General features: G+C 65.2%; 24 protein-coding genes. 15 read left to right on the top strand and 9 right to left on the bottom strand.

Annotated features, from left to right (window positions below; translation table 11 throughout):
* Positions 1–61: 61 nt before the first annotated feature.
* From argH to ACV095_RS15610, 7 genes are all read left to right on the top strand, one after another.
* Entirely contained in the window at positions 62–1,504 is a 1,443-nt protein-coding gene (gene argH / locus ACV095_RS15640) for an argininosuccinate lyase (protein ID WP_478222247.1), read from the top strand.
* A 66-nt stretch (positions 1,505–1,570) separates the two neighbouring features.
* The gene (locus tag ACV095_RS15635) at positions 1,571–2,488 is read left to right on the top strand and encodes an amino acid ABC transporter permease (protein WP_478222246.1); all 918 of its coding nucleotides are present in this window, start codon (positions 1,571–1,573) and stop codon (positions 2,486–2,488) included.
* Positions 2,485–3,252, top strand: a complete 768-nt coding sequence (locus ACV095_RS15630; RefSeq protein WP_478222245.1) for an amino acid ABC transporter ATP-binding protein — start codon at positions 2,485–2,487, stop codon at positions 3,250–3,252. The genes ACV095_RS15635 and ACV095_RS15630 overlap by 4 nt, the downstream gene beginning before the upstream one ends.
* A gap of 30 nt (positions 3,253–3,282) precedes the next feature.
* Complete coding sequence (locus ACV095_RS15625; protein WP_478222244.1) at positions 3,283–4,155, top strand: ABC transporter substrate-binding protein; 873 nt, start codon at positions 3,283–3,285, stop codon at positions 4,153–4,155.
* Complete coding sequence (locus ACV095_RS15620) at positions 4,152–5,009, top strand: polysaccharide deacetylase family protein (protein ID WP_478222243.1); 858 nt, start codon at positions 4,152–4,154, stop codon at positions 5,007–5,009. The genes ACV095_RS15625 and ACV095_RS15620 overlap by 4 nt, the downstream gene beginning before the upstream one ends.
* The gene (locus tag ACV095_RS15615) at positions 5,006–5,914 is read left to right on the top strand and encodes a polysaccharide deacetylase family protein (protein ID WP_478222242.1); all 909 of its coding nucleotides are present in this window, start codon (positions 5,006–5,008) and stop codon (positions 5,912–5,914) included. Before ACV095_RS15620 ends, ACV095_RS15615 begins: the two co-directional genes overlap by 4 nt.
* Positions 5,911–7,347, top strand: coding sequence for an MmgE/PrpD family protein (locus tag ACV095_RS15610; RefSeq protein WP_478222241.1), 1,437 nt, complete (start codon positions 5,911–5,913; stop codon positions 7,345–7,347). Before ACV095_RS15615 ends, ACV095_RS15610 begins: the two co-directional genes overlap by 4 nt.
* On the opposite strand, the gene ACV095_RS15605 is transcribed toward ACV095_RS15610, so the two are convergent.
* Both ACV095_RS15605 and ACV095_RS15600 read right to left on the bottom strand, forming a co-directional pair.
* Positions 7,340–7,831, bottom strand: coding sequence for a MarR family winged helix-turn-helix transcriptional regulator (locus tag ACV095_RS15605; RefSeq protein WP_478222240.1), 492 nt, complete (start codon positions 7,829–7,831; stop codon positions 7,340–7,342). The two genes, ACV095_RS15610 and ACV095_RS15605, sit on opposite strands and share 8 nt — an antisense overlap.
* Positions 7,831–8,247 (bottom strand): SRPBCC family protein, encoded by a 417-nt coding sequence (locus ACV095_RS15600; RefSeq protein ID WP_478222239.1) that lies wholly within the window; start codon positions 8,245–8,247, stop codon positions 7,831–7,833. Before ACV095_RS15600 ends, ACV095_RS15605 begins: the two co-directional genes overlap by 1 nt.
* A gap of 352 nt (positions 8,248–8,599) precedes the next feature.
* Here ACV095_RS15600 and ACV095_RS15595 point away from each other — a divergent pair, with 352 nt between their 5' ends.
* Entirely contained in the window at positions 8,600–9,673 is a 1,074-nt protein-coding gene (locus tag ACV095_RS15595) for a methyltransferase (protein WP_478223464.1), read from the top strand.
* A gap of 443 nt (positions 9,674–10,116) precedes the next feature.
* Positions 10,117–10,848 (top strand): hypothetical protein, encoded by a 732-nt coding sequence (locus ACV095_RS15590; RefSeq protein WP_478222238.1) that lies wholly within the window; start codon positions 10,117–10,119, stop codon positions 10,846–10,848.
* A gap of 509 nt (positions 10,849–11,357) precedes the next feature.
* Here the strand turns inward: ACV095_RS15590 and ACV095_RS15585 are convergent.
* The 5 genes from ACV095_RS15585 to ACV095_RS15565 form a co-directional block, all read right to left on the bottom strand.
* Positions 11,358–12,917, bottom strand: a complete 1,560-nt coding sequence (locus ACV095_RS15585; protein ID WP_478223463.1) for an HD domain-containing phosphohydrolase — start codon at positions 12,915–12,917, stop codon at positions 11,358–11,360.
* A gap of 58 nt (positions 12,918–12,975) precedes the next feature.
* Positions 12,976–13,731, bottom strand: a complete 756-nt coding sequence (locus tag ACV095_RS15580; protein WP_478222237.1) for a hypothetical protein — start codon at positions 13,729–13,731, stop codon at positions 12,976–12,978.
* A gap of 80 nt (positions 13,732–13,811) precedes the next feature.
* Entirely contained in the window at positions 13,812–14,978 is a 1,167-nt protein-coding gene (locus tag ACV095_RS15575; protein WP_478222236.1) for a hypothetical protein, read from the bottom strand.
* A gap of 270 nt (positions 14,979–15,248) precedes the next feature.
* Positions 15,249–15,998 carry an SDR family oxidoreductase gene (locus ACV095_RS15570; RefSeq protein WP_478222235.1) on the bottom strand — a complete coding sequence of 250 codons (750 nt, stop codon included), beginning with the start codon at positions 15,996–15,998 and terminating at the stop codon, positions 15,249–15,251.
* A gap of 733 nt (positions 15,999–16,731) precedes the next feature.
* Entirely contained in the window at positions 16,732–18,390 is a 1,659-nt protein-coding gene (locus tag ACV095_RS15565; protein WP_478222234.1) for a thiamine pyrophosphate-binding protein, read from the bottom strand.
* Between the two features lie 307 nt (positions 18,391–18,697).
* On the opposite strand from ACV095_RS15565, the gene ACV095_RS15560 reads away from it, so the two are divergent.
* On the top strand, positions 18,698–19,762 hold the full coding sequence (locus tag ACV095_RS15560) for a hypothetical protein (RefSeq protein ID WP_478222233.1): 1,065 nt from the start codon (positions 18,698–18,700) through the stop codon (positions 19,760–19,762).
* Between the two features lie 234 nt (positions 19,763–19,996).
* Here the strand turns inward: ACV095_RS15560 and ACV095_RS15555 are convergent, their stop codons facing one another.
* Positions 19,997–20,500 (bottom strand): Lrp/AsnC family transcriptional regulator, encoded by a 504-nt coding sequence (locus ACV095_RS15555; RefSeq protein WP_478222232.1) that lies wholly within the window; start codon positions 20,498–20,500, stop codon positions 19,997–19,999.
* A 93-nt stretch (positions 20,501–20,593) separates the two neighbouring features.
* On the opposite strand from ACV095_RS15555, the gene hisC reads away from it, so the two are divergent.
* Together hisC and ACV095_RS15545 are read left to right on the top strand one after the other, a co-directional pair.
* Positions 20,594–21,685, top strand: a complete 1,092-nt coding sequence (gene hisC, locus ACV095_RS15550; RefSeq protein WP_478222231.1) for a histidinol-phosphate transaminase — start codon at positions 20,594–20,596, stop codon at positions 21,683–21,685.
* 42 nt (positions 21,686–21,727) lie between these two features.
* A complete protein-coding gene (locus ACV095_RS15545) occupies positions 21,728–23,140 on the top strand; it encodes an amino acid permease (protein WP_478222230.1) in 1,413 nt (470 codons plus the stop codon).
* A 167-nt stretch (positions 23,141–23,307) separates the two neighbouring features.
* Here ACV095_RS15545 and ACV095_RS15540 read toward each other — a convergent pair whose 3' ends face one another.
* Positions 23,308–23,871 carry a hypothetical protein gene (locus ACV095_RS15540; protein ID WP_478222229.1) on the bottom strand — a complete coding sequence of 188 codons (564 nt, stop codon included), beginning with the start codon at positions 23,869–23,871 and terminating at the stop codon, positions 23,308–23,310.
* 122 nt (positions 23,872–23,993) lie between these two features.
* On the opposite strand from ACV095_RS15540, the gene ACV095_RS15535 reads away from it, so the two are divergent.
* From ACV095_RS15535 to ACV095_RS15525, 3 genes are all read left to right on the top strand, one after another.
* Positions 23,994–24,749, top strand: coding sequence for an APC family permease (locus ACV095_RS15535; RefSeq protein WP_478222228.1), 756 nt, complete (start codon positions 23,994–23,996; stop codon positions 24,747–24,749).
* Positions 24,750–24,797: 48 nt separating this feature from the next.
* Positions 24,798–25,577, top strand: a complete 780-nt coding sequence (locus ACV095_RS15530; protein WP_478222227.1) for a carbon-nitrogen hydrolase family protein — start codon at positions 24,798–24,800, stop codon at positions 25,575–25,577.
* A gap of 152 nt (positions 25,578–25,729) precedes the next feature.
* Positions 25,730–26,401: a hypothetical protein gene (locus ACV095_RS15525; protein WP_478222226.1), complete on the top strand. Its 672-nt coding sequence runs from the start codon at positions 25,730–25,732 to the stop codon at positions 26,399–26,401.
* Positions 26,402–26,462 lie beyond the last annotated feature (61 nt).

Here is a 26,462-nt window from a genome sequence, read left to right as displayed (position 1 = left end):
TTTCGTTGCACCAAGTGATACGGATCACTTCCCGGCAGACTTCCCAAGGAGCCACACGCATATGCAAGAACAAACAAAGCTGTGGGGCGGCCGGTTCGCTGGCACGTCCAGTCCCGAACTCTCCCGCTTTTCGCGGTCGGATCCCCGGTACTTCCGGATGGCCCCCTACGACCTTCACGGTTCCCGGGCCCATGTACGTGAACTCAATCGGTCAGGCCTTATCGATGACGCCGAACTTGCGCTGTTCCTCGACACGATCGATCTCCTGGCCAAGGACATCGAATCCAACCGGGTCCAACCGCAGGAAGCGGACGAGGATGTCCACACCTTCCTGGAGCGGCTGCTGATCGAACGCATGGGACCGGTGGGCGGAAAGATCCGCGCCGGCCGCTCCCGCAATGACCAGGCCGCCAACGACCTCCGGCTCTACATGCGGGACAAGGTCCGGCTGATCGCCGACCTCCTGGTGGAACTGGGCGAGGCGCTGGGCTCCCAGGCAGACCGGCACCTCCACACTCCGGTCCCGGGATTCACCCACCTGCAGTCGGCGCAGCCCGTTGTGTTCGCGCACCAGCTGCTAGCCCACGCCCAACCCCTGGTCCGGGACCTGGACCGGTTCCGGGACTGGGACCGCAGGGCAGCCGTCTCGCCCCTGGGCGCGGCAGCGCTGGCCGGATCCACCTTCGCACTGTCTCCGGAACTCGCAGCCCGGGACCAGGGCTACGATTCGAGCGCGGAAAACTCGATCGATGCCGTGGGAAGCCGCGATGCCGCCATCGAGTTCCTGTTCGTCTGCTCCCTGACGCTTATCGATATCTCCCGGCTCTGTGAGGAGATCATCTCCTGGGCATCCCAGCAGTTCCGGTGGATCACCATGGACGATGCCTACTGCACCGGCAGCTCGATCATGCCGCAGAAGAAGAACCCGGACATCGCCGAACTCGCCAGGGGCAAGGCCGGCCGGGTGCTGGGGGACCTCATGGGGCTGATGGCTTCCGTCAAGTCGCTTCCGCTCGCCTACAACCGGGACCTCGCCGAGGACAAGAACGCGGTCATCGACGCGGTCGAGACCATCGAGGTCGCCCTGCCCGCCCTGTCCGGCCTGGTGCGGACGTTCTCGGTCAACGTCGAGGAAGTCCGCCGGCAGGCAACCGCCGGCTACACCTTGGCCACCGAGGTTGCCGACTGGCTGGCGCGGCAGGGAATTCCGTTCAGCGAGGCGCACGAGATTTCCGGTGCGCTGGTGCGGTTCTGCGAGTCACACGGCCTGGACTACGACGACCTCACTGATGAACATCTCGCCGCCGTGGATTCGCGGCTGACGCCGGATATCAGGGAGGTCCTCACCCTTGAAGCTGCCCTTGCGTCCCACTCCGGGTTTGGCGGTACCGCCCCGGAACGAGTCGCCGAACAACTGACGCGGCTCCGGGCGAAGTTGGACCAGGCACGAAGCTGGGCGGCCGACTACCAGGGGCTTCGCGTCCCGTCCGGCGCAGCGGGCTGACCCGTGGCGCCCACCAACGCCGGTCCCCGCGGCGACCTTGAAACCCTCCACGATCAGGAAAACGCCATGAAGACTCAACCAGCGCCCAGCATCACAGGCACTGCAGCGGCAGATCTGAAAATCGTCCCGCGCCGGCACATCGGGAGGTGGATCGGTGCCGCGGCCGTGGTGCTGCTCCTGGTCTGGCTGGCCGTCTCCTTCTCGCGGGCCAAGATCAGCTGGCCCACCGTGCAGGAATACCTGGCCGTTCCCGTGCTAATCCAGGGGATTGGAGTGGCCCTGGTCCTCACGGCCGTCGCCATGGCGATCGGCCTGGTCCTTGGGGTGGTCACCGCCGTAATGCGCCTGTCGAAGAACCCGGTGGTCTCGGGCGTTGCGTGGCTCTACATCTGGGTCTTCCGCGGCACCCCCGTGTACCTGCAGCTGCTGATGTGGTTCAACCTGGCCCTCATTTTCCCGGTGATCGGCATCCCGGGGCTTTATTCGGGCCGCATGATCGACATCCTGACCCCCTTCGTCGCCGCCTCCATCGGCCTGGGGCTGAACCAGGGCGCCTACACCTCCGAGGTGGTCCGGGGCGGCATCCTTTCCGTCGACGAGGGGCAGACGGAGGCCGCGCAGGCAGTTGGCATGACCCGGCTGCAGGCCATGCGGCGGATCGTCCTGCCCCAGGCCATGCGGGTCATCATTCCGCCGGTGGGCAACGAGGTCATCGGGATGCTGAAGACCACATCGCTGGCCTCCGCGATCGGCGTGAGCGAGATCCTTTCCGAGGCCCAGCACATCTACTACGTCAACAACCGGATTATGGAGCTCCTGATCGTCTGCGCCGTCTGGTACCTGGGCGCCGTGTCCATCCTGAGCATCGGGCAGTTCTACCTGGAGCGGTTCTTCGCCAAGGGATCGTCAAGCCGGCAGCTGCCCATGACGCCCCTCCAGCGGCTGTCGAGCATTTTCGGTACCAACAGGAAGGCACAGTCATGACCACCAACGTTCTGGTCCGCGCCGAAAACGTCCACAAGAGTTTTGGCCTCAACGAGGTCCTCAAGGGCATCAACCTCGAGGTTAACAGCGGCGAGGTGGTCTGCCTGCTCGGTGCCTCAGGGTCCGGAAAGAGCACCTTCCTGCGCTGCATCAACCATCTGGAAACGCTGTCCAACGGGCGGATCTGGGTGGGGGACAAGGTGGTGGGTTACCGCCAGGACGGGAACCGCCTCTTTGAGCTCTCCGACAAGGAAGCCGCCCGCCAGCGCCGATCCATCGGCATGGTGTTCCAGCGGTTCAACCTCTTCCCCCACATGACCGTGCTGGAAAACATCATCGAAGGCCCGGTCCTCGTCAACAAGGTCAAACCGGCCGAGGCCAAACGGCACGCCTCCGAACTGCTGGCCCGGGTGGGCCTGGAAGGACGCGAAGGGTCCTACCCGCGGCAGCTCTCCGGCGGCCAGCAGCAGCGCGTGGCGATCGCCAGGGCTCTGGCCATGAAACCGGAGCTGATCCTCTTTGACGAACCGACGTCGGCACTGGACCCCGAACTGGTGGGCGAAGTGCTGGACGTCATGAAGGACCTCGCGAAATCCGGCCTCACCATGATCGTGGTGACCCACGAGATTGGCTTCGCCAAGGAAGTGGCCGACCGTGTGGCGTTCATGCACGGCGGCGAAATTATTGAACTCGGCCCCCCGGCCGATGTCCTTGGCAACCCGCAGCACGAGCGGACCAAAGCCTTCCTTTCCCGCGTCTTCTAAACATCACCCCCAACCCCTTTGGAGCCATCCATGAAGAAGTTCACCACGGCCGCCCGTATTGCGGCCATCACCGCAGTTGCAGCGTTCGGCCTCACCGGCTGCGTCGGCGGCGCCGAAACCACCGCGGACACCAGCGCCGGCACCACCGGCCTGCCCCAAGCCATCAAGGACGCCGGGAAGATCAGGATCGGCCTCTCCCCGGACTTCCCGCCCATGGAATTCCGCGACTCCGACAAGAAGCTGGCAGGTGTGGACATCGAGCTGCAGCAAAAGCTGGGCGAGGCGCTCGGCGTGCAGGTCGAAGTGGTGGAATCGCCCTTTGACCAGCTGATCAACTCCGTCCAGACCGGCCGCGTGGACCTGGTCATGTCCGGCATCTCGGACACCGTGGAACGGCAGAAGACGGCCGACTTCGTGGACTACTTCAAGTCCCAAGGCCGCCTCTACACTTCGGGCACCCGGGCCGGTGAGTTCAAGCAGGAGGGCGATCTCTGCGGCAAGACCCTCGCGGTAAGCGGCAAGACCGATTACTTCGAACAGGTGAAGACCCTGAGCAAGACCATCTGCACGGACAAGGGCCTTCCGGAACTGAGCATTCTGCCCACGGACTCCGGTGCGGCCGCGCGCCTGCAGATCGACCAGGGCCGCGTGGACCTGGCCGCCCAGGGTGCCGAGAACCTCGCCTACTTCGATAAGACCGATCCCGGAAAGTACGCGGCCGTGCTGGATCCGCTGCCGGCCAAGCCCTTCGGCATCCTGATGCAGAAGGACAACACCCAGCTGGCCAACGCGGTCAAAGACGCCCTGACCAAGGTCACGGACAGCGGTGACTACCAGAAGATCCTGGACAAGTGGGGCATCGGCTACGGTGCCATGAAGCCCGAGATCAACGGGGTTAAGTGAGCCAGCAGTCCATGGAGGCGGGGGCGGCGGTGTGGTGGCCGGAAGGCAACCGTAGTGCCGTCGCCCTGGCCTTCGATCTTGACGGGCCAACCGGCGATGCCATGCTGAAAGGCACCATCTGGACCCGGCCGGAGTACTTCAGTCAAGGTGCCTACGGACCGTGGCGGGCCCTGGACCGGATCCTCCGGCTCCTGGACGCCCACCAGGTCCCGGCAACTTTCTTTACCCCCGCCTGGGTGGTGGAAACCTGGCCCGAACAGTGCCGGAGGATCGTGGAGCACGGCCACGAAGTAGCACACCACGGTTATAAACACGAAAAGTACTGGGACCTCAGCACTGACGAACAGCGGCAGGTGATCGAGACCAGCCAGCGGATCTTCCAGGACGTCCTGGGCACTACGGCCGTCGGTTTCCGCACCCCGTCCGGTGACTGGCGTCCCGAGACCCCCGCCCTGCTCGCGGAGATGGGCTTCCTTTACTCCAGCTCCATGCGGGGCGATGACCGGCCCTACCTCCATGCCGGCGGGAAGCTCATCGAGATCCCGGCCAGGTCCGACATGGACGATTACGCCTCCCTGGCGTACACCACCAACCCGGACTGGCCCTCCGGCGGAGACCGGATTGCCGGCTACGAGCCCACCCTGGACAACTGGACCAGGGAGTTTGACGGGTACCACGCCGAGGGGCTGTGCCTTTCCACCATCTTCCATCCGAAGGTGGTGGGGAAGCCCGGCCGGGCAGCGCTCCTGGACCGCTGGATCCAGCACATGAAGGAGGCCGACGGCGTGTGGTTCGGCACGTGCGCGGAGATCGCCACCCGGTGGCAGCAGCACGGAACGGAGCAGGCAGCATGACGTTCACGCAGGAACGGCCGCCTGCCCGCTGGCCCGGGGCGAACCGGTGCGCCTTCGTGGTCACCGTGGGATTTGAAGCGGAACTGTCGGTGCTCGCCGCGGCGCCGGACGCCGTCGACCGTGCCAAAAGCCTGTCCGTTGGCCAGTACGGAGCCACCCGCGGCGTGGACCGGCTCCTGGCGGAACTTGGGCGCGCTGGCACCACGGCGAGCTGGTTCATTCCCGGGGCCAACCTCGGCACCTACCCGCACCAGGTTGAAGCTGTGATGGCCGCCGGGCACGAAGTTGCCAACATGGGCTGGGCGCTGGAGGACATGGGCCTGCAGCCGCTGCCGGAACAACTGGACAGCATCGGCCGGGGCCAGGACGCTTTCGAGGCGCTCCTTGGCGTGCGGCCGCAGGGCTTCCGGGCGGCCCGCGGATCAATGGCGCACGGCCTGCCCGGTGAGTTGCTGGACCTGGGGTTCACCTGGTCCTCATCGTGGCACGGTGACGACCTGCCCCATTTCCATGCCGGTCAGGCCGCAGGACTGGTGGAAGTGCCACGGCACCACGAACTGGACGACTTTCCCTATTTCGCCTTCAACCTGGACCCGCCCATCCCCAAGGGCAGCCCGCGGATCGCGTCCAGCCGGGAGGTGCTGCGTAACTGGATCCTGGAATTCGAGGCCTACCGCGCCGAAGGGCTTTGCTTCGTCCTGACCCTGCATCCGGAGATCATCGCCACTCCCGGGCGGATCGGGATGCTCCGGGAGTTCCTGGACCACGTCCACGCGTACGGCGACGTCTGGCAGGCCACCGGCGGGGACGTGGCCCGGTGGTGGCGGGAAACCGCCGCGCCCAACAGCCCTTCCCACCCGGCAGAAATCTTCCATTCCCTCACACCTGAAGGCACCCCGGCATGAGCCCAGAGCGGACAGCATCAGAACGCATAGCGGACTTTCTCACGGCACTGCGGCCGGAGGACATTCCTCCCGAGGTCCTGCACCGGGCGAAACTCCACCTGCTGGACACCCTGGGCGCAGGCATTGCCGGGGCGGCGTCGCGGGAAGTCCACCTCAGCAGGTCAGCGCTCGCCGCAGCACACGGAACCCCGCGGCCCGGAACGATCTCGTCGGGATGGGGCACGCCCGCCGGTCTGCCGCCGCTGGCGGCCGCCTTCGTCAACGGCGTCGCGTGCCACGCCTTTGAGCTGGACGATTCCGGCGGGTGCGACCACTCCGGCGCCGTGGTGGTTCCGGCCGCACTCGCCGCCCTGGCCGTCCGGGCCGGCGGTTCCGCGGGCGGAGCGGACGACGACGGCACGGGAGTTGACGGCGGAAGGCTCCTTCACGCCGTCGTCAGCGGGTACGAGGTGGGGCGCCGGGTGCAGGACGCTCTGGGCGGCTACGACCCGGTGAACAACCAGGGCTGGCACTCCACGGGGGTGACCGGCACGTTCGCGGCCGCGGTGGCGGCGGGCGTGGTCCTGGGGCTTGATGCGCCGCAACTGGTGTCCGCCATCGGCCTGGCCGGCTCCTTCACCGGCGGAACCTGGGCGTTCATCGGGGACGGGGCCATGTCCAAGCGCATGCATGTGGGGCGCGCGGCCGAAGCCGGGCTGAACAGTGCGCTGCTGGCCAAGGCGGGTTTCACGGGGCCGCGGGATGTGTTCTCCGCTCCGTGGGGCAGCTTCCTCAAGCTCTACGGCCAGCCGGGCGACGTCCAGGAGTCACGGCTTTTTGACACGCTGGGGGAGGACTGGCAGGTCCAGCGCGCGTCGATCAAACCGTACGCCACCTGCCGGAGCACCCACTCGGCCATTGACTCGATCCTGGAGCTCCGTGACCGGGGGATCACCGCGGAGGCAACGCAGAAGATCACTGTGAGGACCAGCGCCCTCATCGCGGACATGTGCGGCACCGCCGATGTCCGTTCCCTCGTCTCGACCCAGCTGAGCATGCAGTTCGCCCTCGCAGCCGCGCTGATGCACGGCAAAGTGGGACTGGACCAGGTGGCGGAACCGGGCCGGAACGATCCCCGGCTGAGGGAGCTGATGGGCCGCATCCATGTGGAGGTCGATCCGGAGCAGCACGGTGGGTCAGCCGAACCGTTCCTCAGCGTGCAGACGGATTCGGGCTCGTTCGGGGTGCAGGCCGTTAAGGCAAAGGGTGCCGCCACCAATCGGCTCAGTGACCGTGAGACCATCGGCAAGTTCGAAGGACTGGCCGGCACCAGGCTGCCGAACGACCGCGTCAGCGCCATCCGTCGGATGGTGCTGGGCCTGGAATCCGTGGACGACGCCGGCCCGCTCCTGAGGCTGCTCGCGGCAGATTCGGAGCCCGTCGTCTTTACGTAGTCTTTAGGGGTGCGCCGCCAGGATCCGTCCCTTCACGGCCAGCCGTTGGCGGAGTGCCAAACTCGGGACGGGCCAGGCGGCGGAGCAGGGATATGGCATCGTCGACGGGCACAGGCTGGAAGAACTGCGCGTCGGCGAGTTCGACGGCGGCGATTGCGCGTGGCGCCAGCTGGGCTCCGGCGTCGGTGACGCGCAGCCGTTTGGCACGGGTGTCCGCCGGATCGACTTCCCGTTCGATGAGTCCCTTGGCTTCCAGTGCGCGCAGGACCTGGGAGGCCATCTTGACGTCGGTACCGGCCTGCCGTGCCAGGGCCAGCTGGTTCGGGTGCTCACCCTGGTTGTTGAGCCACCAGGCGCAGGCGAGCAGCACGAATTGGACGTGGGTGAGGTCGAGCGGCGCGAGTGCTGCCGCGATGTCCCGCTGCCAGCGCAGCGTGGTGTGCCAGAGCAGGAATCCGGGACTTTCGCCGGGGTTGAGGGGCATCAGCCGCCCGCCATCCTGACCAGCGCGGCCATGGTTTCGGGCCAGTCGGCGGTGATGCCGGGCCCGATCTGCGGGCCGGCTTCGTCTGCGCCGCTTCCGGTGATCTCCATCCTGTGCACCACCCGGTTCCGGTCGGGTTCGATGGGGTCGATGCGGTGGGTGGTCCTTAGGAGAAGGTCGCCGAAGCGGGCCTCGTCCACGAACCGTTCGTTTTCAATAGCTTTGGCGATGACCAGCGGGATCGGATCGTCACCCGGGGGCGTCATCAGGATCTGCGAGCCCGCGGCGAACGGGCCGTTGATCTCGATCTTCTCGATCTCCCCGTTCCAGGCGCCCCAGTTCTCGACGTCGGACCACAACCGCCAGATGGACTCAGGCGTGGCACTGGTTTCGATGCTGTTCTCGTATTCCCACATGGTGGCCTCCTTGGCAGATGGTCTATACAAAGATTATCTATGCACAGACTATTTCTGTCCAGAGGCAACCCGTGCCGCTCCTGTATCCTGACATGTAGGTTCAAGGGCTTCAGCGCCCCATCGACCAAGCCCGGTTTACTGCCGGATGTCGGTCTGGAATCCTGGCCCGCCGCCTTGGACGTCATCGAACCGCCACTGCAATCGTCAGGATCCGATTGCCCCCAATATCTTGGAATGGATCTTCATCCCTACTCACACCCCAGCTCCCGCGGGAATCCCACCCGCTGACCCCAAACCTTCGCGCGCTGCTGCGGTGGATGGATACGTGGCCTGGGTTGAGGCCGGCGCCGGCATGACCACGCGGTGGCGCTCGGCGAACGGCAGGCCGGCACCCGGGCGCGTGGAAGTGGTGGACGACTCCCTCACGGCCGACGATGCGTACCGCATGGCGTCACAGGGGATCGCGATGCTCTGGCACGGCGACTTCCACAACGCGCGGCAGATCCTCAACGCCCTGGACCGCCGGATAGGCACCGGAAAGAAGGCCGGCGGAACCCCTGCCGAGCAGTTCTACCGGCACCGGCAGTCCGCCTCGCACCGGGCACGCATTCTGGGCCTGCTGCTGATTCCCCTCGATCCGGGCCCGGTGGTGCCGCTGCGCCGCGCGCCGGATATCCGGGAAGCCGCGGCGGAAGCGTACGGAGGCATTGGAGAATCTTCCGTGGTGTCCCTGCACGAGCTCGTCGGGGCCGTCGGCGCCCACGAGTGGCGGCGGAATGGTGTCTACGTCGATGCTCTGCAGGACCGCATCCACCCGCATTACGGCACTTTCTTTCCCACCCGCAGCGAGTACGTGGATCTCGTGGCGGCGGCCGCACTGCCCTCCGATACGCTGGCGTTCGACGTCGGAACCGGCACCGGAGTGCTCGCCGCCGTCCTCGCCCGCCGCGGCGTCCGCCGCGTGATCGCCACCGACAACGAGCCGCGTGCCATCGCCTGCGCCACTGAGAATTTCCGGAACCTCGGTGTCCAGGACCGCGCGGAGGCGGTCCTGACCGACATGTTCCCGCCCGGACGGGCACCGCTGATCGTGTGCAACCCGCCCTGGATTCCGGCCACGCCGCATTCCAGCCTGGACAGCGCCGTCTACGACCCTGGGAGCAGGATGCTGTTCCGCTTCCTGAACGAACTCCCCGGCCATCTGGAGCCGGGCGGTGAGGGCTGGCTGGTCCTGTCCGACCTGGCCGAGCACCTGGGCCTGCGGTCGCGGAAGGACCTGCTGGCCGCCGTCGAAGCGGCCGGGCTGAAGGTGACGGAGCGGCTCGACACCAAGCCAACGCATCCGAAAGCTTCCGACCGCGAAGATCCCCTGTTCGAGGCGCGCTCGGCCGAGGTCACGTCCTTGTGGCGGCTTGTCAGCCGCTAGCACCAAGGGATGTGCCCCACGAGGCGGGCACTGCGCGGTTTCTCAGATTGTCGCAACAGGGGTCTGCCTTGAACATACCTGCTGAGGCCGGGATCGAAGACTAGTACCACTCCCGGAGGAAACGGCGTTGGCCCGCCGGAACGTCTTCCAGACTGCGACGCTCGGGCTCGGACGGGACCCGCACAGAGCCCCATCGCCTCGCATTGTCCGGGATCCGGGATCCGAAATCCGGGAGACGTGGTGCTGCCTGCTCGCGATCCTACCGAAGAGAGGGTTTTCACACCGATCACGGACCTCGGGCTCCCGTAGCGGAGGCGGCTGCGGGACTCGCCATCCGTTCCCGTTATCGAAAAAAGGGGGGAGCGTTGGCTTCTGGCGCCTCTTGCCGTCAGTGTTGGCTGGGCGTAACGTCCGCAGCATAAGGGTTGCCTTTGGAGGCCTCCATGCGTGTGCTGCTGCGCCGTTTCATCTCCATGACATCAGTCTTGTCTGTCTGCCTCGGCCTTTCGGCGTGCACCGTCGCCGAGACGCCATCCCCGGCACCGACTACGGAGGCCCGCACGGTCCCACCGTTATCCACGGTCCCACCGCTGCCGGACAGCGGCCACATCGACCCAGGTACATATCTCGTCACCAGCTTCGCAGAGAATTTCGAGATCACCGTCCCGGACGGCTGGTCGGCCGACGGTGATGGCTTGCGAAAGGACGACCCGGATCACCCGGATGCGATGGCGGTCTTCGTGGGTTGGTGGCACTCCGACCATGTGCCGACGGACGCATGCGCGTGGCAGGGCGCGCTCGTCGAGGTCAATCCGTCGGCCAATGCATTCGTCGACGCGATGATGGCGCAGACGTCAACGGCGAGCACCCCTCCGGTCGAGGTTGTGGTTGGCGATTATTCCGGCGTCGAGTTCGATCTCTCCGTCGAGGGTGACAGGGACATCAAAGCCTGCGACAACGGTCAGTTTTGCGTTCACTCAGAATATTCGAACCTATGCACCCGCTGGTACTCGAGCGCCGCTGAGCGCGAAACTTACCGGGTGGTCAACCTGCACGGCCAACGCGCAATGTTCTGGGTGGTCCAATTCCACGAATCGATCAATCCGGAGCTGACACGAGAGGCACGCGCCGTCTTCGACTCGATCGTGTTCAAGCTCCGACAAGTGACCAGCTAATGCGGTAGGCGATCTCCTTGCGGGACGGACGGACCAGGCACTTAGGCCTTTCTCTTTTCCGGAAGTACTGACTAAATAGGCCATTGGCGTTCGCGTTTGACGCGCGCTGCCAGGGGCCCGGGCGGAGCACATAAGCGACGAGGAGTCGCGAAGTGCGTTCAACCAGCGTCACTATCGCTGAATTGCCTCCTTCCCCATGATGAGGGCACCTACCAAACGGCCAGCTTCCTCCCTGGTGGCGGTGTGGGCTGGGCGGTCCCCGATCTTCAGCGCATCCGTAACGTACTTGCGTGGCTTCACCTTGGTCCTGGACCTTGGCGCCTGATGAACTTAACCGAACGCAGCAGGCGGGCAGATCCTGCTGGAACGGGTGGATGCTGAATTGGTAGAGCGCACGCTTCTCAACCAAGCCCTATGGGCCCCTTCTTCGCGATCGGCGCGTCGAACTGCGCATGATCCAATACCTCTTTCAGATTGGTGTTACGACGTTCGTGAGAAGCCGCCCTGCGTTAATTGGGTGCGGCCCCGTACTCGGTCAGGCCGTTCCTGATCGCAAACAGGGTGGCCCCCACCCGGTTGGTTGCACCGATCTTGGTGTAGATGTGCTCCACGTGGTTGCGGACGGTCTTCCGGGCGAGGAAGAGGCTGTCCGCGATCTCGGCCGGAGTCATGCCGCGGCAGAGCATGCCGAGGATTTCCACTTCCCGCGGGGTGAGCCCAGCCGCGGCGGCATGCGAACGGCGGGGCTGCTGGCCGGCCGCCACCAGCACGGCCTCCACTGCTCCGGCGGCGAGCCTCCCGGCCGAAACTTCCTGCCGCAGCCGGGCGGCCGCATCAGCCGGGGTGAGCGCGGGCCGGTGCGGGCGTGGCTCCACGGAGGCATGGTAGGAGTCCGCAGCCGCCAGGATCCGCTGCTTTACCCCCAGCTCGTTTCCGCCGATCCCGCGTGGATAGCCGGACCCGTCCAGCCGCTCGTGGTGTGAGCCGGTGAGGGCCGCCTCGCCCTTCAGCCCGGGAACGCGGCTGAGGATCCGTTCGCCCAGGAACGGGTGCATGCGGATACGTTCCAGGTCCAGCGCTGAGAGGGGCTCCTTCTTGTCCCACACCTGGTTGGACACCCCCAGGCGGCCCAGGTCGTGCACCCAGCCTGCGCGGCGGAGCTCCGTGACGTCGTCCGCCGGCAGCCCATGCTCCTCGCCCGCGGCGGCCGCCAGAGCCGCCACCGCGCGGGAGTGTCCGGCCGTGTAGGGGGACTTGAGGTCCGCGAAGTCGCCGATGGCGCGCAGCACCACATCCAGTTGGCTGCCCGACAGGGGAGCATCGGTGGGTGCCAGCTCAAGGGCCGCCTGCCAGCAGTCGACGTCGAGGAGTCCTTCGGTGAGTGCCTCAGCCTGGTCGATGAACAGCCCGGCCAGTGCCGGATCGAACTGGCTGCCGCGGCGTGCCCGCACCATGGCCACCGCGCTGGCCACTCCTTCCCTCCGCAGGAAGACCTCGGCCGTATCCGCCAGGTGCATGATCCGCATTTCCAATGGAATGTCCGGCCCCGCCACCCCCTCCGGCAGGCCCTTGCCGTCCCACCGCTCAAAGGTGTGGGTGAGTAGTCCTGCCACGCCGTCGTCGAGCCCTACACTGCTGGCCAGCACCCCGGCGGAGACGCAGTGCGAGGCAATCATGGTCCGTACCGCGCCGCTGCCGGTCGCCGCGAAACGCGTCCAGCGGGCAATGCGGGCCAGCGGCGGGAGGCCGGCGCCGGCGTGGCTGAACATGCCGGCGTACATGGGCAGGCCGTGCTGGTCGCGGCGGTAATAGTCGGCGCGGAAGGCGATATCGTCCGTGAACAGCGCGGCGAGTTCAAAGGAATCCGCGTGGCAGCCGATCCAGGCCAGCTGGTTGGCGTAGTAGATCCTGCCCTGGCCGGCGGCGTCAACGCCTGCTGCCCCGGCGATCCGCAACGCCAGCAGGGACGCACGCAGCATGTGCTCCATCGGCTGCCCCAGCCCCAGGTCGATGGCGAGCGACAGCGCGGCCAGGACTTCGCTGCGCCGGGGCGCAGCCGGTGACTGCATCACACCTGCCATTCTAGGAAGCCGCCGGCCACGGCAGTAGGGACCACGCGTGCGGCTGTTATGCCGTCTGGTTCTTCCCGGTCCGTGCCTGGACGGGGCCTGGTCCGGCGGATTGTGCGGTGGACGGGAACCGGACGCCCACCTGCGCTCCGAACAGTCCACGCTGTGGAAGCCAGAAGTCCGCCAGGTGGTCCTGGGCCGGCAGTGGGCCCGGAGCTCCCGCGTCCTCACCCCGGATGGTGGCCTGGGAATCCGTCACGAGCCACAGCTGCCGCGGCTGGGCCTGGAACGTCTGGCCGTTAGGCACCACACCCGAGACTTTCATCCTGCCCGCACCGAGCAGTGGACCGGCGAATGCCCCCATGGCCCGGAGCACCAGTTCGTTCCGCCACAGGCTTTCCGGCATCCGCACGGCCATGGCGGTCAGCATCTTTGTGGCCGCAGATGAGCCCAGCTGCAGGCGCCAGTCCATGACGCCGGGAACCGTGATCAGGGCGGTGAACGGCCCGTCCCACTGGATGTCGACGTCGGTCTCCACCGTATTGTGGACGGCTTTCCCGAAGTAGCGGGCGCAGCTGAACTCTGGCGCGGTGTTGGCGTAGATGGTCCACTCGCCGCCGGGCGTGCGGTGCCAGACGGAGCGGTAGCCGGGGCCAACGGAGCTCACCGGGAAATCCCGGAACGCCAGGTAGTGGCCGCTGGCGAAAGGCAGCCCCAGGACGGCGTAGCCGGCGAAGTGCTCGGCAGCGTCCTCGGGAAGTTCGGCAAGTTTGGGTGTTGCCTCTGCTGATGACTGCGGCTGGTAGATGGTCATGGCCGCCTCCTTTTCTCTATGAGGCGAGACTATGACCGGGCCGCAGCAGGGGCATGGGGCAGTTGCCCCATTTTGTTGGGCTAACCGCCAAGATTCACGTAGGCGTGCCAGTACCGGGCGTTGGCTCTTGAGGACGCGAGTACCACCAGGCCGGTCTGGCTGTTGACGTTTTGTTTTGTCGAGGTGGGGTCATTGATGTCCGTGTCGGTATTGCTTCGGATGATCGGCGTGCCGGCGCCGGGGGCGAAGGACACGTTGTCGACCGGCGACTTCTTGTAGTAGATGGTGCCGCCCTCTTCGGGCGCCACCGCGAACATCCAGATCTGGTGGTGCTCCGAGTCGATCATGACCATGGGCCGGGTATGGAGGTCCTGCACCTCGCCGAACTCTGCGCTGGTCCAGTCGCCCTTACCGTCGCGCACCAGCAGCGCCACCAACGTTTGGCCGGCGTTCCGATTGGCTGTCTTGATCGCTGCGAAGAGGCGGCCGCTGCCGTCGCTTGTCAATTGCTTGAGGTTCAGGTGGTCGTTGGCGCATCCGCCGTTGCAGTTCTTTCCTCCGCCGTAGGCCACCTCTGTCTGCCACGACTTGTCCGGCTGGCCATCCTGGTGGATGGCAAAGTAGAACTTCTTTTGCCCCGGCTTCTGGTTGCTCCACATGATGCCGATCTTGTCGCCCTGGAACGATGTGACGGCGGAGATATCGTCGTAGTGCACCTGGGCGTTGGTTGTGGGCAGGACGAAGGGGGTGCCCCATGCCGTGTCGCTCGTGGTCGAGTGGTTGACGTAGACACGGTTGCTGTTGTCGGCCGAGACGGCGGTGTACGTGACCCAGAGCTTGCCCAGGGAGTCCTTGGCCACCGTGATCGATTCCGTGCTCCCGTTGTGGAGGGTGACGGGGAATCCGGCGTCTTCTGAGTAGGTCCTGGTGGTTGCGTTGTAGCTGTAGCGGTGCAGCGCTGCGGACCCGGAGGTTACTGACTGCTGGGTTGGTGGCGAGTTCCACTCCGAGCGCACGGTGGTGCCGGACACGACGTAGAGCTTGCCGGCCGTTGCGTCCCAGAGCGCGTCACCGCGCGCACTCGTTCGCGCGTCAACAACCGCTCCCGTCTCCTGCCACGACTGAGTTGTCGTGTCCAGCCGGTGGATCGTCGTCGCATGCGCGGACGCGCTCCACAACAGCCCCCACCAGTTCCCGTCCTGGAACCAGAGCTTGCTTTGGGCCTTGTCCGCGGTGGGGGTTCTCACGCCCTCGCCTACAAATGATGGCCCGGGAATTCCGACGTCGGCCGCCTGGGCCGGGACGGGGAGTGCGACAGCGCCGGCCGCCGCGAGTAGCAGAGCGATGAAAAGGCGTAGCTGACGCATAACAGTCCCCTCAGAGTTACGGCGGTGACGCCGTGGGGTGATTTCATCACCTCCCGGCGGGATCACCATACGTCTGCGCGCCACGCCCTAAGCGGGTGCGGTGCCAAATTGGGGAGTGGAAAGGGGAGGCGTTAGGTAGGGGCGATGGTTTTAGGAGCCATCGATGGTGTCGAGCCACTCCTGGAACGTCTGGCGTCCGACGGCGGAACCCGGCGCCGGGATCAGCCCGCCTGTGCGCATGGCCTTGCCCATGGGGCCGGGCACCCGGAGCGGAACGATCAGTTTTTTCTGCCGCGTCTTGGCCAGATAGGCCGCCACCAGGCCCTTCAGGTGTTCGGTCCGCGGGCCGCCGAGGTCCGGAATGCGTCCCTTCGGCCCGGACTCGGCCGCATCCACCAAGGCTGCGGCCACCTCCTTTGCCGCCACCGGCTGGGTGACCATCGTGGGCACGAAGACCAGCGGGCCCACTGAGGCGGCCTTGATGGACATCGGTACGAATTCGTGGAACTGAGTGGACCGGAGGAGGGTCCACGGAATGCCGCCGTGCCTGACTTCGTCCTCCTGCACCAGCTTCCCGGCGTACAGTCCCGAGTTGGCCTTATCGATGCCCACAATGGACAGCACCACATGGTGCTTTACGCCGGCCTTCTTCCCGGCTGCCAGCAGGTTCTGGGTGGCGTTGGTGAAGAAGTCTACGGCCTTCTTGGTGGACAGGACCTGGATGCCGGAGACGTCGATGACGGTGTCGACGCCCTGGAGTGCCTGGTCGAGGCCGCGCCCGGTGACCAGGTCCACCCCTTCCGAGCGGCTGAGGCTGACCGCGTGGTGCCCGCGCTCGCTGGCGATAGCCACAACGTGGCGGCCCACTGTCCCGGTTCCCCCTGCAACGGCAATCCTCATGCAAGGAATCCTATGCCGGTTGACTGGCAAAAACTCCTGACCCGCGGGGCTTTGAATGTCTAGTGGATTCACCCGCCGCCATAAGCTTCCCAACCAGGACGCGTTCATACTCTCAGTAACAACCGGCCCGGAACCCTGCGGTAACGCTTTGAGCCTTCAGTATGCCGACCTACCTGGCTCGAGAGCGTTTACCTTTCGGTCACCAGCGGCAATCTGGGTGATGCTCTCTTGAACTGAATTCCGCAGTTCTTGGAGCAGAAATTCGTACTTTTCAGGCTGATACATTCCCGCTTCGAGGTACCTGTTACAGGCTTTAATCAGTCCGGACACTTGGGACTGAGCAGCGGAATTGGGGCGGATGGAGTGCCCTGCGCGCTTTGTCTGGTCTCTTATGTCGAGCACGCTTAAGTTCGCGTGTTTGAAATCGTCTAGGTCGCGCGCCCCGTGAACGAGGCGCGGATCCTGGATGGGATGAAGAGCCCGTCTGTGGTGCAGATCATTGATCAGCCGATTTAACTCGGTACGCTCAGTTACCGTTTGCTGGTGTCGTATGGTCAAGTATGCGATAAGAACAGTCAGTCCCGCACCAAAGACGGCGACTAACAGGTCAGGTATGAATGTCGTCCACATAGAATCAGTCTGGTGCAAAATTTACGGACGTTGGACGCGGACTAACGGTGTCGCCGAATGTTTGCCTACCTGGCAGTAAAGCTGGCCGTCCATAGACGCTATGTCACCCCGCCAACGCCGCCTTGGCTGCCCGGGTGGCGTTCATCCATTCGGTCAGCCACGGCGCGCGGACGGTGGACGTGATCCGGCAGTCCGCAACAAAAGTCCCACGAGCGCCGGCATCGATCCACTCTTGCAGCGCGGACAGGTCACCAAGCGAACGGATAACCGCAGACTCAGCCCCAAGAGCCCTGGCAACACCGCTGAAGTCCACTTCCGGGATCAACATCGGCTTCTCCGTGAGGCCCTGCGAGCCGTACTGGTGAATCTCAGCTCCGTAGGCGGCGTCGTTGTAGATCACCACAATGGCGCTGCGGGCAGTACCGATGAGCGATTCGAGGTCGGACAGGCCCATCAGGAACCCGCCGTCGCCGGAGGCCAGCACCAGGGCGCGGCCGTCCTCCAACGCACGGGCCGCCCCGACGGCGCTGGCCAGGCCCAACCCGATGGGCTGGAAGGCGGTACCCACCATCACCAGGTCCTGCGGCCGCGGGATGTTCCAGTACATCGGCGCCCAGCCGATGAAGTGCCCGCCGTCCTGGACCACCGTGCGGCGCTGCGGCAGGACGGCATCCAACGCAGTGGCGAGGGCGCGCGGGTCCAGCCGGCCGTCCTCGGTCACCTCGGATCCGGCCTCATGCCCCGGCCGTTCAGCCAGACGCTTCGAGGCTTCGGCCCGCCACGCGTCCGCCGCAGCCTCACCATCAAGCAATGACAGGAGACGCGTAGCAGCAGCCTTCGCGTCCGCGCTGACGAACAGGTCCACCCGCGGGTGCGTCGGCTGCAGGGCGGTGTCGATCTGGATGACGGTGCTGTCCGGGCCCAGCAGGTGCCCGAACCGCATGGTGAACGGGCTCAGGCTGGCCCCGGCCACCAGGACCACGTCGGCCTCGCCCATGAGCCCGGCCGCGGTGTCGGTGCCGAAACCGCCGGCCACGCCCAGGTACCCCTCGCCATTGAGGAGGTTGAGCGCCAGGGCGGTTCCGGCGGTCAGTGCGCCGAGCCGGTCGGCGAGTTCGCGGAGCTCCGGGCCTGCTCCGGCCAGGTGCGCGCCCCGGCCGGCCAGGATCAGCGGCCGCCTGGCACCGGCCAGCAGGCGGGCGACCTGCCCAAGTCCGCCGTCGACGTCGTCCGTCACCTGTGGTGCCGCCGGTTCCGGAAGGTCCTCGTCCGCAGCCTCGAGCGCGGCGAGGTCGTGCGGAATGGCAATAACGACGGCGGTGCGCCGGGTGAGTGCGTACTCCACCGCCTGCCGGGTAATGGCGCCCGCGGCGTCGCGGGTGACGGTGAAGGTGGCCGCGCCGAGGCCGGCGGCGATGGCCGATTGGTCCACGTCCCAGGGCCGGGCGCCGCTGGTGGGCGCGTCGCCGGTGACCAGCACCACCGGGATCTGCGCCTGGACGGCCTCGGCGAGGGCGGTGAGCGCGTTGGTGTAGCCGGGGCCGTAGGTGGTGGTGCCGGCGGCGAGCCGTCCCGAGGTCCGGTAGTAGGCGTCAGCCGCGGCGATGGCGGCGCCCTCGTGCCGGACGGGGGAGAAGCGGAGGCCTTGCTGCTCGGCGGCGTCCAGGAAGTAGACGTTGCCGTTGCCCATGACGCCGAAGACGTCGCTGACATAGCTGCTGAGAACCTGCGCCACACGGCCGGAGACGGTAAGTGAAGTCATGCACGAATCCTGTGATGCAGACCTCAGATCGGCAAGAGCCGCAGTCCCATCTGGGATTTTTGGCAGTTGAAACAAGAAGAGGTGACAAAAAGCCCACCTGTGGCGCGCATCACCGTAGTTACTCCGCCCCGCGGGACTCCTGCTCGGACTGCCGACTGATCAGCCCGTCGTCCCGGGGCGGCATGAGTTCCGTGACTGAGATGTTGGTGCTGGTCCGCGGGATTCCGTCGATCCTCGGGGCGAGCAGCGTTAACCGCGACTATCCGACTTACGATAATGCTAAGAGTTCGATCGAAAGGGCTATATCTTGCAGCAAACCCGAGTTGGCGTTACACCTGATGAATTGCCGGTTCTAAAAGAGGCGATGAAGGATCTCCAGGCGAACGTAGCCGCCTATTATGCGGGAACGGCGCGCGGCGAGGATTATGGGCAGGCAGTCCGGGCTTTTCTAGTGAGTACGCAGACGCTCAATGAGCATTTTTCACAGAACGTCAATGACAAGAACACTTACATCAATCTGCTAAAGTCCTCTGCTCTCGTGGGACCTGATTACATCAAGGCAGCGAAATATGCGCGAAACGTGCACCAGCATGTGATGCACATCGTCAGCCCCAGAGCGAAGAGCCTGATTGGAGGCTTGCACGGGATGCGGACGTATGCGTTTTGGGACGAAATTCCTCAGGAAGCACACGACAAGCTCCACAAAGGAACTAAGTTACTCAAGCCGCTCTATGACAGTGTGCTGTTCGACAAAGAGGTCACCGAGACCATGTTGGAGGTTTTGCGCTTTTTCGCAGCAGTCGCGCCCGAGATCGTCCACCGCGACGAGAGAGCGGAATGGACTTACTTTCCCCTTACGAACCAGCCAGGCATGCTAGAGCCTCGGCTACATCCGGACGAGCCCCCGACAATTGTCGATGCTCAGAGATGGTTGAATGACCGTGTGCCAAACGGTGACGCCAGAGTGGTTTTTGGTCAGGTCACCGTGAATGATGTCAAGTACGTGGTGGGCAGCACCTTTGTCGGACGTCATTGTTTTTCACCATTTGTGGAAACCCTCGACCAAGTTGAGCGCGACATTGCATCCGGGTTCAGGTATCTCGAGGGGAACCCTGCAGGAAATTTGGAAGATATCACCCATACCTTTACCCGGCCAATTCAGGGATCGGTGTTCATTAGCCGAGACTCACTAGATGTGTGGACCGTTCCGGTTATGCAGGTGGAACCGCGAGACGATTTTTGCATTTCGTACACCATCGATGGGTGGCAACGCATCGTGTCCGTCGAAACTCCAAATCTAATACCAGAGGACGTGGCTTATGCGACGCGGAGGGCGCGCCGCTTGAACGCTTTTGTGCCCCCGAGCTTTTAGGAAAAGTTGAAGGGCGCCGGCGACCAGGAGTGGCTCTAACTCAAGCCCAGCAGGTCTGTTGCCTCCCCGAACGGGCAACAGACCTGTGCGCGTCTCAACTGTTCCTGCTTGTGCGCGAGACGCTCTCCTGGAGCAGGCCTGTCATGGATTCAGGGCAAACGCTGCAGTTGTGACTTTTTGGAGGCACGCCAGCAAGAAGTGATAAGCGTCCAGCGGTATACCGCTTCGGGCCGCCTAGTCCGCCGTGCGGGACTCCTCCTTGGACAGCCGGCTGATCAGCCCGTCGTACCGGGGCGGCATGAGTTCCAGGATGGAGATGGCCGTGCTGGTCCGCTGGATCCCGTCGATCTCCAGGATCTGGTTGGTGATGCGGTAGAGGTCGGCCGTGCCGCGGGCCACCACCTTGGCCATGAGGTCCGCGTCGCCGGTGGTGGCGTGCACCTCAATGACCTCCGGGATGGCGGCGAGCCCGTTCTCCACCGAGCCCGTGCGGGTCTGGCTGATGGAGAGGGAGAGGAAGGCCATGAGTTCGTAGCCGAGCGCGGCGGGGTCCAGCCTGCGGCTGAAGGAGCGGAGCGCGCCGCTGCGCTCCAGCCGCGCCAGCCGGGCGTGGACGGTGTTGCGCGCGACGCCGAGTGTCCGGGAGAGTGCCAGGGCGCTGGCTTCGGGGTCCTTGTCCAGGGCAAGGATGATCCGGCCGTCGAGGGAATCGAGGGTGCGAGAGTTTGCGATGGTCATATTTTCACCAGAGGTACTAGAAGTTGAGCAGAAGTCCCAAGCACCGGAGCCTACCTTGCATTGTGGTCCGGGTCACTTCCATGATCGGACTTCATGACCAGTGATCAGCTTGTTGCCGCTCCCGAAACTGCGTTGCCCACCCTGCGTGGCGCGGTGGCGGGCCTTCCGTCCTACGTCCCGGGCCGGCGCGGCACCGGCGCGGACATCGCCGCCCTCGCCAGCAACGAAAGCCATTACGACCCACTGCCCGCCGCCATCGCTGCGGTGGCCGAAGCTGCCGGCAGGATGAACCGCTACCCGGACATGGCCGCCGTCGAACTGCGTGATCGGCTGGCCCGGCACCTGGGTGTTACGGCGGAGGAAGTGGCGGTGGGGCCCGGAAGCGTGGGCGTCCTGCAGCAGATCATCACCGGACTGTGCGACGCCGGGGATGAAGTGGTGTTCGCGTGGCGCTCCTTCGAGGCATACCCCATCCTCGTGGAGCTGGCCGGTGCCCGGGCAGTCCGCGTCCCGTTGGACGATGCCGAGGGCCACGACCTGGACGCCATGGCCGCCGCCGTCACCGACCGCACCAAAGTCATCCTGCTCTGCACACCCAACAACCCCACCGGCGTGCCGATCGGCCATGACCGCCTCGAGGCCTTCCTGCAGTCAGTGCCTTCCAGCGTCTTGGTGGTGATCGACGAGGCCTACGTGGAGTACGCCGACGCGGGACCCGACTCCCTGGCGCTCTACCGCCGGTACCCGAACGTCTGCATCCTACGCACCTTCTCCAAGGCCTACGGGCTCGCCGGACTTCGCGTGGGCTACGCCGTTGCGTCGCCGGCCATCGCCGGGGGGCTGCGCCGGACCGCCCTTCCGTTCGGCGTGAGCGCGCTGGCCCAGAAGGCGGCCATCGCGTCGCTGGACGCGGGGGAGGAGATGGAAGCGCGGGTTTCGGCGGTGAAGCAGGAGCGCGCACGGATGGCCGTGGAGCTGGCGGCCCAGGGCTGGAAGCTGCAGCCGAGCCAGGGCAACTTCCTGTGGATCCGCGCCGACGAGCAGCTGCTGGCGAGTCTGGTGGATGCGTTTGACCTCGCGGGCATCATGGTGCGGGCGTACCAGGGCGACGGCGTGCGGATCACCGTTGCCGACCCCGCCTCCAACAACCGCGTGCTCCGGCTCCTCGAAACCCACGCGGCCTGAACTTTTATGCCCAACAGTTACCAACAACTAAGAGGAATCCCCATGGAACAACAGACAAAGACGTCTGGCCGCCCACTCGGCGCAGCCCTCAAACCCCGGCAGCTCACCATGATGGGCCTGGGAAGTGCCATCGGCGCGGGCCTGTTCATCGGCTCCGGCGCGGGCATCCAGGCTGCCGGTCCGGCGGTGCTGATCTCCTACCTCGTGGCCGGCACGCTCATCATCCTGGTGATGTGGGCGCTCGGCGAGATGGCCGCCGCCAACCCGGACAGCGGAGCCTTCTCCGTCTACACCGCCAAGGCCTACGGCCCGGTGGCGGGTGCAACCGTCGGCTGGCTGTGGTGGCTGCAGCTGGTGGTGGTCATCGCGGCCGAGGCGCTCGGGGCGGCAGGGTTGCTTGCCACCATCTTCCCGGCCCTGCCCGTGTGGCTGATGGCCTTCGTGTTCATCGTGGTGCTCACCGCCGTGAACCTGACCAGCGTGAAGAACTTCGGCGAGTTCGAGTTCTGGTTCGCCCTGCTTAAGGTGGCGGCGATCGTCGGGTTCCTGCTGGTGGGCTTCGCGCTGCTCTTCGGCCTGGTGCCGGGAGTGCAGTCGCCGGGCCTGGCCAACTTCACCGGAGCAGGCTTCGCGCCGAGCGGCTTCGCCGGGATTGCCACGGCCCTGTTCGTGGTGGCGTTCGCGTTCGGCGGCACCGAGATTGTGTCCGTGGCGGCAGCTGAAACAGCTGAGCCGGCCCGTTCTGTGAAGAAGGCCGTCCGGACGGTCCTATGGCGCATCCTGGTGTTCTACATCGGCGCTATCTTCGTCATCGCTGCGGTAGTCCCCGTGGGTTCGGCGGGGCTGAAGAGCCCGTTCGCGGCGGTTCTCGACGCTGCAGGCATGCCCGGCGCGGCCACCGCCATCACCCTGGTTGCTGTCGCTGCGCTGCTGTCTGCGCTGAACGCCAACCTCTACGGCGCTTCCCGGATGGCCTACTCCTTGGCCGAGCGGGGCGAGGCCCCGCGTTGGCTTGCTTCGGTGTCTTCGGCGCGGGTGCCGGTGGCCGCCGTGCTGGCCAGCGTTGCCTTCGGCATTGTCACGGTGGTCTTGGAGCTGGCCTTCCCCGAGAAGGTCCTTCCTGTCCTGCTCAACATTGTGGGTTCGACCTGCCTGCTGGTCTGGACGTCGGCGCTCCTGGCCCAGCTCGCGTTGCGCCTCCGTGCCGACCGTGAGGGGACCGCGCTTCCGCTGCGGATGCCGGGCTTCCCGTGGCTGACTGGGCTTGGCTTGGTCATCCTTGCTGCGATCTTCACGGTGGGCTTCATCGGCGAGGATTCCCGCCCGCAGTTGCTCAGCACTTTCGGGCTTGTGGCGGTTCTTGCGGTGGGGTGCTGGCTGAATCACCGGTCGCGGAAGGTCCCGGCCGGTGTGAGCTCCTCGGAGCAGGCCAAGACGTCGGTGCTGATCGACTGAAATTGGGCTGCTAACCACCTCACGGATTCTTGACATATGTAGGGCGCGTCCGGCTCTTGTCGGGCGCGCCCTTGCACAATAAATTGTGGACGGATCCAGTTTGTGGCTGGCCTACCTGCCGCTGCTGAACTGAAGAAAGCTTTCCAAAATGATTTGTAGGTTGCTCGCTAACCTTTGAAGATGGCCGGAAAGTCGCTGTACTCCGGGCCATTCACTTCGACACGAACCGTAGGCAGCTCCGCCTGCGGGATGCCGAAGCCAACCTTCACCGACTGCGTCTCGCCTGGCAGTATGGTGCTCAGGCTGCCGCCACCGATCTTGTCGTTGTTGGCCCGCTGCGCCTCCGTGCCGGTTGCCCCATATGTCACCCTCGGGTAGGCCATCGAGAAGCCGTTCACGGGCTGGGTGCCCTCGTTGGTCACGGTGACGGTGAACAAGGTTATGTTGCCCTCCACCGCGTTGTAGGCGTATTGCCCACCGGGGACGACTTCCGGCGGTGAAACCGAGACCTTGACACCACTGGGGAACTTGATGGTGCCCCCCAGTGCGGCAGACATGGCGCGCGTAGGTGTGGGCGTCGGCGTTGCGGTCGGCGTCTGTCCCGCGTCGATAGTGGGTGCAGGCGCTTGCGCCGCGTTGCTGTTGGGCGGGACGCTACCAGGGCCGCCGCTGCAGCCCGCTAAGAAGGTTAGGGCCGCAATAGCTGCCACCGCTCCAGTCTTCTTTTTCATTGGGTTCCCCTTACCTGCGGTAAACCTCTTCACAGCATCCCAATGACTTAATTGTTGCCCTGCCTCCCCTAAGGCACCAGTAATCCTACGAAAGGTGATGCAAAACCGGGGGCAGTAGGGGATTGAGCGCCTGGGGGAATAGGGGCTCCGGCGACGCCGTCACCACCCTCACCGAGGAGACCATCAACCGGCGCCGCACCGTGCCGCGCGCCATCATGCTCGTGGCGCTCATCGGCGGCGGCATCTTCGTGGCCGTGTCCTACGTGACCCAGCTGGTCCACCCGGGCGGTGTGTTCGAGGACTCGGCGTCCGCGGCCAGCTCCATCGCCCTGCGGATTGGAGGGCAGCTGTTCGGTGCCGTGTTCCTGGCCGGCCTGGTGGTGGCGCAGTTCGCCTCCGGCCTCGCCGCGCAGGCCAGCGCCTCGCGCCTGCTGTACGCGATGGGCCGCGACTCGGTCCTGCCCAAGGCCGTCTTCGGCAAGCTCAGCGAGAAGTTCCACACCCCGGTGGCGAACCTGGTAATCACCGGCGTCGTGGGCCTGATCGCGATCTTCCTGGACGTGGCCACATCGACGTCATTCATCAACTTTGGTGCCTTCACCGCCTTCACGCTGGTGAACGCGTCGGTGGTGTTCCACTATGTGCGCCAGCGCCGGGCCGGGCATCGGCTGAACCCGGTGTCCTACGTGGTGGTCCCGGTGATCGGCGCGATCATCTGCGCCTACCTGCTCTCCCAGCTGGACAGCAACGCCATTACGCTGGGTCTGTCCTGGTTGGTGCTGGGCGTGCTGGTCCTGGCCCTGATCACCCGCGGGTTCAAGGCATCGCCGCCGGAGATGACGGCGACGGAGAAAGCGACGGTTGAGGCGGCCGCCTGAGTTTTGGTTGGTTTGGGTCCTGCTGTTGGGCCGAGGGAAGGAACACTCGTGAAGATAGCGCTGGGGCAGGTGGAGTCGGGCGCCGACATCCGGGCCAACCTCGCCGCGATCGACCGGTTCGCCGCTCAGGCCGCGCGCAACGGTGCCGCGCTGGTCGCCTTCCCGGAGTACGCCACCTATGAGAAGAAGAAAGTGGACGCGACGTTCCCGGAGGTGGCCGAGCCGCTGGACGGGCCCGTCTGCGGGGAGCTTGCCGGCATTGCCCGCCGCCACCGCATCGCGCTGGTGGCGGGCGTGGTTGAAACCTCGGAGGAGCCGGGCCGGGCGTACAACACGCTGGTGGCTTTCGGGCCCGACGGCGGCCAGCTGGCTTGCTACCGGAAGATCCACCTTTTTGACGCGCAGGGGTTCGGGGAGTCCGAGTTCATCAAGCCGGGTGAGTTCCTGGAGCCGGTGGTGTTCGAGCACGGGGGAGTGCGGTTCGGGCTGATGACCTGCTACGACCTGCGGTTCCCGGAGCTGGCCAGGTCACTGGCCGACGCCGGCGCGCAGGTTTTGCTGGTCTGCTCGTCGTGGGTGCCGGGCGAGCACAAGACTGAGCAGTGGCTGGCTTTGAACGCGGCCCGGGCGATCGAGAACAGCGTGTATGTGGCGGGGGTGTGCCAGGCGCCGCCGGTGTCGGTGGGGCGGAGCGTGTTGCTGGACCCGATGGGAGTTGTTGAAGCGGACCTTGGGTTAGCTGCTGGGGTGCGGACTGTTGAGGTTTCGCTGGAGACTGTGGAGCGGGTCCGGGAGTCGTTCCCGATGTTCCGGCAGCGGCGGCTGTAACGGGCGGCGCCAACAGATTGTGGTGCGTGACCTCTTGCTCGGGACGAAACCTGCGGTCGTGTAGTAGCCGATAACTGCTCAAGGTGTCCCAAGGGCAGCCCCAAGGCAGCAGCCGGGTTGCTTCCGTGACCAAGGCACCCCATCATGTAGCAATGTCAGAAGTGAACTGGACGGACGTCGTCAGCGCGATTAGTGCAGCGGCTACGCCTATCATAGTCGCGATTTTCGGGTGGACGCTTACTCGCCGACAGTCACGCAGCGAACTTCTGCTTAAGGCGCGAATGGACTATTACCGCGAGATAATGCCCGACCTCAATCGGCTGATGACATACATGATGTTCATCGGTGCCTGGCGGGATATGACACCGTTGGAGGTAATCTCCCTCAAGAGGCGCCTGGATGCTTCCTTTTACGTCGCTGCACCCCTATTCAGCCCTCCAGTTACCTCGGCTTATGAGCTGTTCATGAAACAGTGCTTTGTTCCCTTCGGCCAGTGGGGAGCCGATGCTCTGATTAGAAGCAGCCCATACCGACGCCGCGTGAGTTGGAAAGCAGCGAAGCAGTGGGACCCGGATTGGGGAAGCCTGTTTGAGTTGCAGGAGGACGAAGCTATTGAAGCTGCCGCGCTTGAAGCACTTAGAACAGCATACGATTCGCTGGTATCGGCATTAGTAACTGACCTAAATATCAATCGGGCGCGCGGTGAGTACACGAACGCACATGTACTCGAGAATGCACGTGGACCCCTTAAAACCGTTGAAGGTATCTCTGCTTCCCAGGCACGAGGTGACGAAGACGAGGCCGCACTACACAGTCCTTCCTGAACCGAATGTGCGCCAAATGATGCATTAGGGGAGGCTCGGGCTTCCGCGCTACAGGGATGAA

The organism is Arthrobacter sp. JDC6 (genome assembly GCF_056484025.1).
The sequence above is the reverse complement of the archived record's forward strand: the minus strand, read 5'-3'. Positions and strand labels throughout refer to the sequence as shown.